10 protein-coding genes and 1 pseudogene are annotated in these 13247 nt (G+C 37.4%); 9 read left to right on the forward strand and 2 right to left on the reverse strand.

What is annotated here, in order from left to right:
- Nucleotides 1–273 precede the first annotated feature (273 nt).
- The 8 genes from HV334_RS09580 (at nucleotide 274) to ugd (ending at nucleotide 10412) form a co-directional block, all read left to right on the forward strand.
- Nucleotides 274–1173 (forward strand): GNAT family N-acetyltransferase, encoded by a 900-nt coding sequence (locus HV334_RS09580; protein ID WP_168978150.1) that lies wholly within the window; start codon nucleotides 274–276, stop codon nucleotides 1171–1173.
- Between the two features lie 19 nt (nucleotides 1174–1192).
- Nucleotides 1193–2080, forward strand: coding sequence for a hypothetical protein (locus HV334_RS09585; RefSeq protein WP_181221564.1), 888 nt, complete (start codon nucleotides 1193–1195; stop codon nucleotides 2078–2080).
- Nucleotides 2081–2111: 31 nt separating this feature from the next.
- Nucleotides 2112–3371: an oligosaccharide flippase family protein gene (locus tag HV334_RS09590; RefSeq protein WP_181221566.1), complete on the forward strand. Its 1260-nt coding sequence runs from the start codon at nucleotides 2112–2114 to the stop codon at nucleotides 3369–3371.
- A 4-nt stretch (nucleotides 3372–3375) separates the two neighbouring features.
- Nucleotides 3376–4128 (forward strand): glycosyltransferase family 25 protein, encoded by a 753-nt coding sequence (locus tag HV334_RS09595; RefSeq protein ID WP_181221568.1) that lies wholly within the window; start codon nucleotides 3376–3378, stop codon nucleotides 4126–4128.
- 1065 nt (nucleotides 4129–5193) lie between these two features.
- A complete protein-coding gene (locus tag HV334_RS09600; protein WP_181221570.1) occupies nucleotides 5194–6276 on the forward strand; it encodes a glycosyltransferase in 1083 nt (360 codons plus the stop codon).
- Nucleotides 6273–7328: a glycosyltransferase gene (locus HV334_RS09605; RefSeq protein WP_181221572.1), complete on the forward strand. Its 1056-nt coding sequence runs from the start codon at nucleotides 6273–6275 to the stop codon at nucleotides 7326–7328. Before HV334_RS09600 ends, HV334_RS09605 begins: the two co-directional genes overlap by 4 nt.
- A 275-nt stretch (nucleotides 7329–7603) precedes the next feature.
- On the forward strand, nucleotides 7604–9010 hold the full coding sequence (gndA, locus tag HV334_RS09610; RefSeq protein ID WP_181221573.1) for an NADP-dependent phosphogluconate dehydrogenase: 1407 nt from the start codon (nucleotides 7604–7606) through the stop codon (nucleotides 9008–9010).
- Nucleotides 9011–9245: 235 nt separating this feature from the next.
- Nucleotides 9246–10412: a UDP-glucose 6-dehydrogenase gene (gene ugd / locus HV334_RS09615; protein WP_181221575.1), complete on the forward strand. Its 1167-nt coding sequence runs from the start codon at nucleotides 9246–9248 to the stop codon at nucleotides 10410–10412.
- A 58-nt stretch (nucleotides 10413–10470) separates the two neighbouring features.
- On the opposite strand, the pseudogene HV334_RS09620 reads toward ugd, so the two are convergent.
- Both HV334_RS09620 and HV334_RS09625 read right to left on the reverse strand, forming a co-directional pair.
- Nucleotides 10471–11189, reverse strand: a pseudogene (locus tag HV334_RS09620) (NAD-dependent epimerase/dehydratase family protein); the annotation flags it as partial.
- Nucleotides 11190–11349: 160 nt separating this feature from the next.
- A protein-coding gene (locus HV334_RS09625) for an IS1-like element IS1B family transposase (protein WP_095033700.1) occupies nucleotides 11350–12047 on the reverse strand; the annotation gives its coding sequence in 2 pieces (ribosomal slippage) (nucleotides 11350–11798 and nucleotides 11798–12047; 699 coding nt in all).
- A 177-nt stretch (nucleotides 12048–12224) separates the two neighbouring features.
- On the opposite strand from HV334_RS09625, the gene wzzB reads away from it, so the two are divergent.
- Nucleotides 12225–13208, forward strand: a complete 984-nt coding sequence (wzzB, locus tag HV334_RS09630) for an LPS O-antigen chain length determinant protein WzzB (RefSeq protein ID WP_181221577.1) — start codon at nucleotides 12225–12227, stop codon at nucleotides 13206–13208.
- Nucleotides 13209–13247 lie beyond the last annotated feature (39 nt).

Genomic DNA, 13247 nt, shown 5'->3' on the forward strand with positions numbered 1-13247 from the left:
TGCAGCGGAGTGTTACTGTCGTTTTTCATATGAAAAATAAAGAATTACAACAAGTTAACCTACTAAATTTAATCTGTTTTTTGTTGTTTTTTTCCTTGTTTCTGGCTGAATTTGGTAAGACAATTAGCATTTACATTTATTAGAGCTTTGCGATAGCAAACGAAGCAAATTACATCTTAGACATTTAAGTAGTGCACTGGTAGCTGTTAAGCCAGGGGCGGTAGCTTTTTTTTATTTAATAAAGGTCAGTAATTACTCTGCGAGAAAAAATATATGAATGTCACAATTGAGAGAGTGTCAGAGGGATTGCTTAAAAAAATAATCCCATTCTATAAAACAGCCTATGACTCAGAAAATAGGATATTTAATAGTGAATATTTACCATGGCTGTTATATAAAAACCCACATGGAGAGGGAGTAAGTGTAAATATAAAATTAAACGGGGAAATAATATCTAATATGTTCCTCATTCCTATAAATATGATAAAAAATGGGGGCGACAGGAAGGGATATTATGTTGTAGATGTGCTTTCTCACCCGCTACATCGAGATAAAAATCTATTTGTCAAAATGATTCGAGTGACAGTTGAAAAAATCAAAAGTGAAAGAGCTATTTTAATCGGCCATCCAAATAGTAATGCTTTACCAGGCTGGCGCCGTACTAAAATGAATTTTATGCCACCATTGCAGTCATATTTAACAAAACCGAATTGGAAGCTTACTATAAAAAATATAAAAGCAAATAGAGAGTTGGTTTCATCATCAACTATAGGTAAAGAAATAGATAATATAATCGGGAATAGTAGAAATCTTATTATTAATGCCGATGCGCAATTTATTAATTGGCGTTATATAGATCACCCTTGCAAAAAATATAAAGTTACTTTTGTCTATAAAAATAATTCAATGATAGGTCTCAAGGTATCATTTAAATACATGGGTTTTATAGACCGGATTGTTCATTATTTAGTTGAAAGTGGTTGTGAAAAAGAAGTGTTAAGTTCACAAATTACCCCTCAAATTATTTCATTTTCTGGGGCGGTGGGCGTAAAGGAATATAATGATGCTTTCTTTAAAAATAAAATAGGAGGGAAAATAAATTTTTTCTTTACGGATTCTGCTTCAGAATCAGATGTTGGGGATTTTATAACGTTTGCAGCTAGTGATAATTAATCAGAAATGAAGGGTTGTGATGACTAGTTTATTATATAAATTATTTGGACAGGATATTTGGCGTATCGGTTTAGTCAAACTTGACGGTGAAATAAACAATCTTTTGTGGGAGGGCGTGAACTGGCTAGATATACACGGGGGAAGTGATTACGAGGCTGATCCTTTTATTTTTATGTTAGGGAGTAAGTATTATATAGCTTATGAAATATTTAATTACTGCAAAGGTAATGCAAAAATTGAATGTATTGATCTTTCAGGAAAACATTACAATTTCTTTGATGATGTAAACTGTAAACATGGACATAAATCTTTTCCGTTTATTTTTTATGACAATGATTGCTTATATTGCCTACCAGAAACTGCTGATATGCATGCTCTTGAGTTATATAAGTTTGATATTAATAAAAATAAATTTATATTTCACTGTGACTTAATGAAAGATGTAAGGAAAGTGGATTCATTTATATATAAAAAAAATAGCACCTATTTTTTATTTACATCAGAGATTACATCACCTCAGCGCTTGGAATTATTTTTCTCCGAAGACATTGAAGGTCCATATGTGTTACACCCAAGTTCACCTATTGCTGATAACAGCGCATTTGGAAGAAATGGTGGAGGTATTATAAATATTGACTCATCCTTATATAGAGTAGCGCAAAATTGTAGTACTACCTATGGCGGCGGATTGAATTTAATGAAGATTGATGTTTTTGATGAGCTAAATTATAAAGAGACGTTAGCGAGTGAAATTTTGCCTATTAGTCCATATAAAGATGGAATCCATACGTTTTCTAGATGTAATGAGTATATAGTAATTGATGGGAAAGTTTCGATATATAGGTTATCAAATCTATTTCGCAAGTCTATGTATAAATTACTTAAGCTCTTGAAAGTTGAGCTATGATTATATATTTTTCCATAATAGAAAATACCACATGAATCTATTTATTAAAAATTCAGTTGCAGTATTACTTATGCAGGGATTGAATTATGTTATTCCACTTATTTCATTGCCGTATCTAACAAGAGTATTGGGTGTATATGATTATGGTATCTTAAGTACTATACTTACGGTTGGTAGTTATCTTGTACTTTGTATTGACTTTGGTTTTAACCTTAGTGCCACTAGAAAAATTTCAGCCAATAAAAATAATAAAAAAATAATTGAAGAAATATATTGGAATGTGATTCTAGCTAAGTTAATTATTTTAATCGCTGTTACAATAGTAATGTTTGTATTGATTTTTTTTATAGGTCTATTCAGAGAGGTAAGTATATATTTTTTATATATAATTCCTCAGTTGGTTGGTGCGGTTATCTTTCCGTTGTGGCTTTTCCAAGGAGTTGAGCGACTTTATTTAATTTCCTTTTTTTCGGTTTTTTCAAAACTGCTGGCTCTTCCTCTGTTATTTATATTTGTTACAGCGGCAGATAAGTTACATTTTGCGATAATAATATTAAGCCTTCCATCTTTAGTCTCTGGTATCATTAGTTTGTTTTTTATAAGAGATATAGGGATTAATATACTTAAGCCTGTATTCAACTTCCAGTTCATTAAAAAATTAGTTTTAGAATCTTCACCTTTATTTTTTGGTACAGTGGCAATAAGTTTCTATACAGCTTGCACACCCTTAATTTTATCATTTGTTAGTACGTTTACTGAAGTTGGGTATTATAGCGCAGCGGATAAACTTAGAATGGCTATTATCGGCATTTTCTTGATATTAGGGCAAGTTATTTATCCACGGGCAAATTATTTAATGGCGTATAATAAAATAAAATATTATGCCTTTATGCGAAGATTGATAACTTGGCAAATATCAGTTTGTCTATTTGCTTCAGTAATATTTTACTTTATTATGCCTCTGTTAGCGCCACTTATATTAGGTGCGGAATTCAATAATCTTCATTTAATAATGAGAATAATGGCCCCAATGATTATATTAATACCCTTATCGGTTATTCTTTCTAATTGCCTTCTTTTACCTATGAATGATAATTTTACATTCGCAATGGCTCCATTTATTACAGCGGCATTACATTGTACATATGCAATTTTTCTCAGTAAATTATATGGCGCATTAGGGGCTAGCGTGGCAGTGTTGATAACTGAAGTAATTAGTTTAATGATATTGGTGTTTGTTTGTTATAAACGGAAATATCTACATATGATATTTGGAAATTCTGATGGGTAATTATATGGATTATAAAATTTATGTTGTTTCATTACAAAATGAAATAAAAAGAAGAGAGATTATAACTTCTCGGTTAAAAAGTCTGAGATTAGATTATGAATTTGTCAATGCAGTAGATCTACGTAATAAAAGTCATAGGGATCTTGAAGATATAAAACAAGGATATGAAATAAAATCATTGCGAGATATAACGCCAGGTGAATTAGGATGTTCTTTAAGTCATAAGGAAGTATATAAAAGAATAATAAAAGATGATGTGAAATGCGGTATTGTTTTAGAAGATGATGCAATTCTGACTAGTGGCTTTGAAAAACATATAATAGATATTATGAAATTAAATATTTCAGACGATATCGTTATACTAGGATACTCAAAACTATCTGAGAGTGATCAATATTTATTCTACAAAAAGGAACCTATAAAAGTTAAGCATAGAGTGTCCAACTGTAATCTGGGAAAAGTATGGAAAGATTGGTCATGCGGAACAGTTGGCTATCTTATTACAAAGGAAGGTGTGAAAAAAATGATAAGTAAAAACATATTATCTATAGCTGACGATTGGTCCATGCATAAAAATAATTGTGACATAACAATACTCCATTGCCGTCCTTGCATTGTTTTTGAAGATTTTGTTAATATCCCGAGTAGTATAGAATGCGAAAGAAAGGATTACATGAAAAAAAATAATGTGGTTAAGGATATAGCAAGAGTAATAAGAGGTATAATTAGACACATCATGATGTTTTTTATGCGGTAAAAATATGAATAAAACCTTATGTTATTTTATTATTGGACTGCTTTTATGTCTTTTTATCTATAAACCCCCCTTCGACCTTACTGTTCTCAATGCACTGATTATACATTTTTTTGCATTCGTGGCATTATTTGTAATTATTAAACAGGGAGTATATCGAAACGTATTTTATTGTATGTGCGCATTAATAATACCACTTCTATTTTTAACTGTTACTAGCGGTATAGTTGCTGCGTATCCAATGGCAGTAGCTGTAGTGGCAATGTTAGCACTTTCTAATAGTAAATATACGAGACCTATACAACAAGATGATTTTTTTAGCATTCTAGCTTTGTTGATCCTGATTTGTTCTTTTTGGAGTTTATACGAATCACATACTGGAAGATATTCCCTTTTAAATGGAGATCCCAACTATACTAGTTAAATTTTATTAACCATTAATTTGTTAATGTTAAAAATAGTAAAATCTAAAATTTTAAAAAACATAATTTATATGACTATACTTTTTTCGGTGCTTATTACTGGTTCAAGGACTGCTGTATTAGCGCTTCTTGCATATTGTATAGCGTCAAAAATAAAGAGCAAATTTTCTTTCTTTTTAGTGTTGTTGTTTATGTCAGTAACAATACAGTATGTCGCAGCATATATATTGCCTAATCTCTTAACTTATTTTAATTTTGGCCACATTCGCTATCTCAATTTAGATGACCCCAGTAACATAGAAAGGACGATGATTTATAAAGATGCTGTGGATTTCATATTCAATAGAATGGACTATTTTTGGATCAATGGAACTACAGATTATTTTAGTATGAATCCTGACGCTACTAATATACCACATAATTGGTTTGTACAGAGCATATTAGGATTTGGTTTTACATATACTATTATTTACACTCTGGTTTTAATTTTGGTTGTGAGAAAAATTCATTTCGTAAACTATTATTTATATCCTTTTATCTGTTTTTTTATCGTGTATAGTGCTTTTTTAAGTTATTATTCCTTAACTACTCCTCTATTGTTCATCACAACAATTATGTTGATTTTAAATGAAAGATGGAAATTAAAATGAAAATAGCATATGTTATTACAGGGCTGGGACTTGGTGGGGCAGAAATACAGGTTTGCAATTTAGCGGACCAAATGGTGGAAAATGGTCATGAAGTAGTCATCATATCTTTGACTGGTAATGCGATAATAAGCCCACTGAATAATGTCAAGGTGATTGAATTAGGAATGACAAAAGGCTTGTTTAGTGTCGTTGCTACTTTATTTAAAATGCGAAATTTTCTTGTAAATGTAGATGTTGTTCATTCTCATATGTTTCATGCAAATATTTTTTCAAGACTGCTTAAACTTTTTTTCAAAATACCTCCTCTTATTTGTAGTGCTCATAGTAGTAACGAGGGAGGTCGCGCACGTATGTTTGTTTATAGAATTACTGATTTTTTATCTGATCTTAATACTAATGTTAGCCAATCAGCCCTTAATTCATTTATTGAATTAAGGGCTATGCGCAGAGATAATTCTAAAGTAGTTCATAATGCCATTAATCATGAGATATTTTCAAAAGACATCTCAGTCAGAGATAAGTTGCGTAAAGAATTAGGCATCGAAAGTGATTTTGTTTTTATTACTGTTGGAAGGCTTGAGCCTGAAAAAAATCATAAACTATTGCTTGAGGCATTTCATAAAGTCAGTCAGCAAGTTAATTGTGCAAAATTATTAATAGTTGGTAATGGTTCTTGTCGTGAAGAGTTGATGAACATTATTAGAGAGAAAAACCTTAATAACAAAGTTATCATGTTAGGAGCTTTAAGTAATGTAAGTGACTATTTGAATGCTGCTGATGCTTTTGTTTTGTCATCTATATATGAAGGCTTCGGAATGGCACTTGCTGAAGCTATGTCATGCGAAAAAATAGTTTTGTCTACAAGTTGTGGTGGGGTTGAATCTATAGTTCGTTACTCATCTGATATTGTAAGTAATAATTGTGATGAACTGGCTGACAAAATGTTTGAATTAACAAAGAGTTCGGTGTCAGAGCGATGTGAAATTGGAAAAAATAATAGACTATATATTATTGAAAATTTTTCTTTTGACTCTATTGTTTCATCATGGTTAAAATTTTATAGCGGGCTTATTAAATGAAGAATATTGTATTTGTTGTGACTAAAGCAGAAATTGGTGGTGCACAGAAATGGATACTTGAACAAACAAGCATATTGAAAAATGAGTATAATGTATTTATTGTAACTAGCTCCGAAGGTTGGTTAACTGAACATTTCGATAAACAGAAGATTTTTCTAATACCTTCGCTTATTTCATTATTTAGTATTCGTGGCTTAATTCAGTTCTCTGCATTTTTAAAATATATTTCTGCTGATATCGTAGTTAGTAGTTCTGCTAACGCAGGATTATTAGCGAGGATGTCTAAGTTGTTTTATCGACATAGATCAATTTATGTATCACATGGCTGGTCATGTATTTATAATGGAGGGAGATTTAAAAAGATATATTGTTTTATTGAAAAAATACTATCTTACATGACAGATGTGATTCTATGTGTTTCAGAAATGGATAAAATAAATGCCATTAATGTCATAGGTATTCCAGAACAGAAAATAAGAGTTATAAAAAATGCTGTATTGCCCATAGAGTCTAACAAAGTAAATAATGCAGAAAAAGATGTTTTTAAAGTTCTTTACTTAGGAAGAATGTGTCATCCGAAACGGCCTGAATTATTAGCTAAGGTTGTAAATGGTAATCCTAGGTATGAGGCGCATTTTTTCGGAGATGGAGAATATCTTGATCATCTTAAAGATGAGTATAAAACATCAAAAAATATTATTTTCCATGGTTCTGTTTACAATTTTAATGATTTTAACAATTATGATATTTTCGTTTTAGCTTCTGATAGTGAAGGATTACCTATGTCGGCAATTGAAGCTGGCGTGGCAGGAACACCATTATTACTCAGCAATGTAGGGGGATGTAGTGAACTTATCTATTTTGAACCATCAACTAAATGCCATAATGGACGAACTTTTTTAAACAATGTGCAATCGCTGCAAACTGAATTGGATGAAATTTCATCCAATTTTCTTGGTTATGCTTTATCTGCTCAAGCACTTAAATTTAAATTTGATTTGAATCTAAGAGGAAATGAATACATTGACTTATATAATAACTCACTTGACTGATGGTTGGTTATATATTTCTTAATTTTAACAATCCCGTTTAAATACGACTGTATAGTATGAAAATTTAATGTTTTAGTTATAATGCATGATTTTTTTGTGTTTTTTTTGTTGATGCTCAAAAGGAAGTGGTTTTTTAATGTCAGCAAACCTTGAATCTATTTTAGATATGTTTTTGAAAAAGTAGCATTACATAAATTAAATTTATGCGTTAATATATACGGCACGATATTGACCTGTGTTATGATTCGCAGTACCACACCTGACAGGAGTATGTAATGTCCAAGCAACAGATCGGCGTAGTCGGTATGGCAGTGATGGGGCGCAACCTGGCGCTCAACATCGAAAGCCGTGGTTATACCGTCTCCATCTTCAACCGCTCCCGCGAGAAAACTGAAGAAGTTGTTGCCGAGAATCCGGGTAAGAAACTGGTTCCTTATTACACGGTGAAAGAGTTCGTCGAGTCTCTTGAAACCCCACGTCGTATCCTGTTAATGGTGAAAGCGGGTGCTGGCACCGATGCTGCCATCGATTCCCTGAAGCCGTATCTGGATAAAGGCGACATCATCATTGATGGCGGTAACACCTTCTTCCAGGACACTATCCGTCGTAACCGTGAACTGTCCGCCGAAGGCTTTAACTTCATCGGTACTGGTGTTTCCGGCGGTGAAGAGGGTGCCTTGAAAGGTCCTTCTATCATGCCTGGCGGCCAGAAAGAAGCGTATGAGTTGGTTGCACCGATCCTTACTAAGATTGCTGCAGTAGCTGAAGATGGTGAACCGTGCGTAACCTATATTGGTGCTGACGGCGCAGGTCACTACGTGAAGATGGTGCACAACGGTATCGAATATGGCGATATGCAGCTGATTGCTGAAGCCTATTCCCTGTTGAAAGGCGGTCTGAACCTGTCTAACGAAGAGCTGGCTACTACTTTTACCGAGTGGAATGAAGGTGAGTTGAGCAGCTACCTGATTGACATCACCAAAGACATCTTCACCAAAAAAGATGAAGAGGGTAAATACCTGGTTGATGTGATTCTGGATGAAGCCGCGAACAAAGGCACCGGTAAATGGACCAGCCAGAGCTCTCTGGATCTGGGGGAACCGCTGTCTCTGATCACTGAGTCCGTGTTTGCGCGTTACATCTCTTCTCTGAAAGACCAGCGTGTTGCGGCATCTAAAGTACTTTCTGGTCCGCAGGCTAAGCTGGCGGGCGATAAAGCTGAGTTCGTTGAGAAAGTGCGCCGTGCGCTGTACCTGGGCAAAATCGTCTCCTATGCACAAGGTTTCTCTCAACTGCGTGCCGCGTCTGACGAATACAACTGGGATCTGAACTACGGTGAAATCGCGAAGATCTTCCGTGCTGGCTGTATCATTCGTGCACAGTTCCTGCAGAAAATCACCGACGCCTATGCTGATAACAAAGGTATCGCAAACCTGCTATTGGCGCCGTACTTCAAAAATATCGCTGATGAATATCAGCAAGCGCTGCGTGATGTAGTGGCTTACGCTGTGCAGAACGGTATTCCGGTTCCGACTTTCTCTGCAGCGGTAGCGTACTATGACAGCTACCGTTCTGCGGTACTGCCGGCTAACCTGATCCAGGCCCAGCGTGACTACTTTGGCGCACATACGTATAAACGCACTGATAAAGAAGGTGTATTCCACACCGAATGGATGGAGTAAGTCTTCTGACGTGAACTGGCCCGGTTTTTTGACCGGGCTTTTTTTTATCTCAAATTTTATTGATTTAAGTTGATTGCTTAATCTTTACTTAATATTTCTAGCGTACTCTGATAAAGAAAATCTGAATTGTTTTAACTTTCGTTGACCTAATATTCAAAAAAACGTTAAAACATTACCCTCTTATCAAGATGTACGACATCATGATTAAATATTAAGATAATACTGAGAGCATGAAATGAAAATTACCATTTCTGGTACTGGGTATGTTGGTCTGTCAAATAGTCTTCTTATCGCCCAACATCATGAGGTCATTGCTCTGGACATTGTTCCTTCACGTGTCGAGATGCTAAATAATCGGATATCTCCGATAGTTGATCAAGAAATTGAACAGTTTCTGCAATTAAAAGATATAAAATTCGAAGCTACACTAGACAAACACTACGCTTATCAGAGCGCAGAATTTGTCATTATTGCAACCCCAACAGATTACGATCCTAAAACTAATTACTTTGATACTAGCAGCGTCGAGTCAGTCATACTGGATGTTATTGAAATAAATCCAGATGCCTTAATGATAATAAAATCGACAGTTCCTGTCGGTTTTACTCAATCAATGCGTCAAAAATATAGCTCAGACAATATCATCTTTTCCCCCGAATTCCTGCGTGAGGGTAAAGCGCTATACGACAACCTGCATCCGTCTCGTATCGTTATTGGTGAACGTTCCGAACGCGCCGAGCATTTTGCCGCGTTGCTGCAGGAAGGCGCGGTGAAAAAGGACATCCCAACGTTATTTACCGACTCGACTGAAGCGGAAGCAATCAAACTTTTTGCTAATACTTATCTGGCGTTACGCGTGGCCTATTTTAATGAACTGGATAGCTATGCAGAAAGCCTTGGTCTGAACTCACGCCAGATTATCGAAGGGGTGTGTCTGGATCCGCGTATCGGTAATCATTACAACAACCCGTCATTTGGTTATGGTGGCTATTGCCTGCCGAAAGATACTAAGCAGTTGCTGGCAAACTATGCTTCTGTGCCGAATAATATCATTGGCGCGATTGTCGATGCCAACCGCACGCGCAAAGACTTTATTGCAGACTCTATTCTTGCGCGTAAACCTAAAGTGGTTGGCGTGTATCGTTTGATCATGAAAAGTGGCTCCGATAATTTCCGAGCATCCTCTATTCAGGGAATCATGAAGCGCATAAAAGCCAAGGGGGTTACCGTAATTATTTATGAGCCCGTCATCGAGGAAGATGAATTTTTCCACTCTCGGGTGGTTCGTGATCTTAATGCGTTCAAAAATGAAGCAGATATTATTATTTCTAACCGCATGGTGTCAGAATTAGCTGATGTCGCCGATAAAGTATATACCCGCGATTTGTTTGGTAGTGATTAATCTCATCTCCATAAAAAAGGCCTTATAAAAGGCCTTTTTGTTTTAATCAGGTCAGTGATTAAACTTTGTAGCAATCACGGTGCCAGTAAACAAAGTTCTTAACCACAACTTTAACTGTTGTTTCAGACGCAAAAACAATAATATCACTACTGTGCTTTAGTCTCTGCGCTGGTTTCCAGTACATCGCCAGGTTGTAGCGGTAGCATATTTTTCGTAGCTTCAATGCCCAGTGCATCTTCAAGGGCTTGGATGTAGTCCATTAACTCAACCGGTGAGCTATTACCGATATTGTAAACCCGATATGGTGCAATGCTGGCCGCTGGTGTTCCTGTTTCAACGGTCCACTGCTCGTCTGCTTGCGAAATGACATCCTGCAGGCGAATGACTGCTTCGGCGATATCATCAATATAGGTGAAATCACGCTTCATTTTGTTGTAGTTAAAAACGTCAATACTTTTCCCTTCCAGCATCGCTTTGGTGAACTTGAACAGCACCATATCCGGGCGACCCCAAGGGCCGTACACGGTAAAGAAACTTAGGCCGGTGGTGGGCAATCCATACAAATGGGAATAAGTATGGGCCATCAGTTCGTTGGCTTTTTTAGGTTACCGCATACAGAGATACGGGGTGATCGACGGAATCAGCCGTAGATAAAGGCATTTTGCGATTCAGGCCATATATCGGACAGGAGGATGCATAGAGTAAATACTGAATTTTGTTATGGCGACAACCTCCCAGTATGTTTAGAAATCCTGTGAGATTTGAGTCTGCATATGCATCGGGGGGCGAGTGAATAACGTACGGAAGCGTTAGGCATGTCCCTTGACCACTATTTAACCTGTCGTTCGATATTTTGCTCAGAGTAGGAACCCAGAGTATTGACTCTTTTAGTAAACTACTTCTTTTTTTAGTGGTGATTAAGGGTAATGACTCCAACTTATTGATAGTGTTTTATGTTCAGATAATGCCCGATGACTTTGTCATGCAGCTCCACCGATTTTGAGAACGACAGCGACTTCCGTCCCAGCCGTGCCAGGTGCTGCCTCAGATTCAGGTTATGCCGCTCAATTCGCTGCGTATATCGCTTGCTGATTACGTGCAGCTTTCCCTTCAGGCGGGATTCATACAGCGGCCAGCCATCCGTCATCCATATCACCACGTCAAAGGGTGACAGCAGGCTCATAAGACGCCCCAGCGTCGCCATAGTGCGTTCACCGAATACGTGCGCAACAACCGTCTTCCGGAGCCTGTCATACGCGTAAAACAGCCAGCGCTGGCGCGATTTAGCCCCGACGTATCCCCACTGTTCGTCCATTTCCGCGCAGACGATGACGTCACTGCCCGGCTGTATGCGCGAGGTTACCGACTGCGGCCTGAGTTTTTTAAATGGCGGAAAATCGTGTTGAGGCCAACGCCCATAATGCGGGCGGTTGCCCGGCATCCAACGCCATTCATGGCCATATCAATGATTTTCTGGTGCGTACCGGGTTGAGAAGCGGTGTAAGTGAACTGCAGTTGCCATGTTTTACGGCAGTGAGAGCAGAGATAGCGCTGATGTCCGGCAGTGCTTTTGCCGTTACGCACCACCCCGTCAGTAGCTGAACAGGAGGGACAGCTGATAGAAACAGAAGCCACTGGAGCACCTCAAAAACACCATCATACACTAAATCAGTAAGTTGGCAGCATCACCTGATTAAGATGCCAATTAAAATCACATAAATAATCTGTTTTTTTTATCAATAATCCTATGGCATTACACATATTTATGACTAAACTAATGCCAGTTTTAGTCTTTCCTCATTTAGGATATCTATGTCTGTGAGTGATAATAACGTATCCGGGCGCAGTAACGATCCGGAGCAGATTGATCTGATTGATTTATTGATGCAGCTGTGGCGTGGGAAATTGACGATTATTGTTGCTATCGTTATTGCTATTGCCTGTGCTGTCGGTTATTTAGTGGTTGCTAAGGAGAAATGGACCTCTACAGCAATTATCACTCAACCGGATGTTGGACAGATTGCCACGTATAACAACGCACTTAATGTGTTGTATGGTGCCAGCGCGCCTAAGGTGACTGAACTTCAGACCAACGTTATTGGTCGTTTCAGTACCTCTTTCTCTGCATTGGCGGAAACGCTGGATAATCAGGAAAAACCGGAAAAACTGTCGATTGAGCAGTCTGTAAAAGGCCAACAACTGCCGTTAGCGGTTTCTTATGTTGGTGCTTCCCCAGAAGAAGCTCAGCGTCAACTCGCCGAATACATTCAACAAACAGATGAAAAGGTTGCCAAAGAGCTGGAGCTGGACCTCGCAGATAATATCAAATTGCAAACAGCCACGCTGCAGGACTCTCTGAAAACTCAGGAAGTGGTTGCTCAGGAGCAAAAGGATTTGCGTATCAAGCAAATCCAGGAAGCTTTGCGTTATGCAGAACAGGCTGGGGTGGTGAAGCCACAAATTCAGCAAACTCAGGATGTCACGCAGGACAGTATGCTACTGCTGGGCAGTGATGCACTGAAATCAATGATTGAACACGAAGCGACTCGTCCCTTGATCTTCTCTGGTAATTACTACCAGACCAAGCAAAACCTACTGGACATTGAGGCGTTAAATCTTGAAAAGGCAAAACTGCACTCCTACCGCTATGTGTTGAAACCAACGTTACCGATTCGTCGTGACAGTCCGAAAAAAGCAATCACCCTGGTGCTGGCGGTTCTGCTCGGCGGGATGATTGGTGCCGGGATCGTGCTGGGGCAAAATGCGCTGCGCGGTTACAAAGCCAAAGCACAGTAATCCTAAAGCAGTTTTATTCTGACAACAAAAAACCGGGCG

Source organism: Citrobacter sp. RHBSTW-00944 (assembly GCF_013615435.1).
Lineage (GTDB): Bacteria > Pseudomonadota > Gammaproteobacteria > Enterobacterales > Enterobacteriaceae > Citrobacter > Citrobacter braakii.

What these genes read in the sequence shown, in the direction of transcription:
- HV334_RS09580 (WP_168978150.1), top strand. Translation starts at nt 274, where the DNA reads ATGAATGTCACAATTGAGAGAGTGTCAGAGGGATTGCTTAAAAAAATA.
- HV334_RS09585 (WP_181221564.1), top strand. Translation starts at nt 1,193, where the DNA reads ATGACTAGTTTATTATATAAATTATTTGGACAGGATATTTGGCGTATC.
- HV334_RS09590 (WP_181221566.1), top strand. Translation starts at nt 2,112, where the DNA reads ATGAATCTATTTATTAAAAATTCAGTTGCAGTATTACTTATGCAGGGA.
- HV334_RS09595 (WP_181221568.1), top strand. Translation starts at nt 3,376, where the DNA reads ATGGATTATAAAATTTATGTTGTTTCATTACAAAATGAAATAAAAAGA.
- HV334_RS09600 (WP_181221570.1), top strand. Translation starts at nt 5,194, where the DNA reads ATGAAAATAGCATATGTTATTACAGGGCTGGGACTTGGTGGGGCAGAA.
- HV334_RS09605 (WP_181221572.1), top strand. Translation starts at nt 6,273, where the DNA reads ATGAAGAATATTGTATTTGTTGTGACTAAAGCAGAAATTGGTGGTGCA.
- gndA (WP_181221573.1), top strand. Translation starts at nt 7,604, where the DNA reads ATGTCCAAGCAACAGATCGGCGTAGTCGGTATGGCAGTGATGGGGCGC.
- ugd (WP_181221575.1), top strand. Translation starts at nt 9,246, where the DNA reads ATGAAAATTACCATTTCTGGTACTGGGTATGTTGGTCTGTCAAATAGT.
- wzzB (WP_181221577.1), top strand. Translation starts at nt 12,225, where the DNA reads ATGTCTGTGAGTGATAATAACGTATCCGGGCGCAGTAACGATCCGGAG.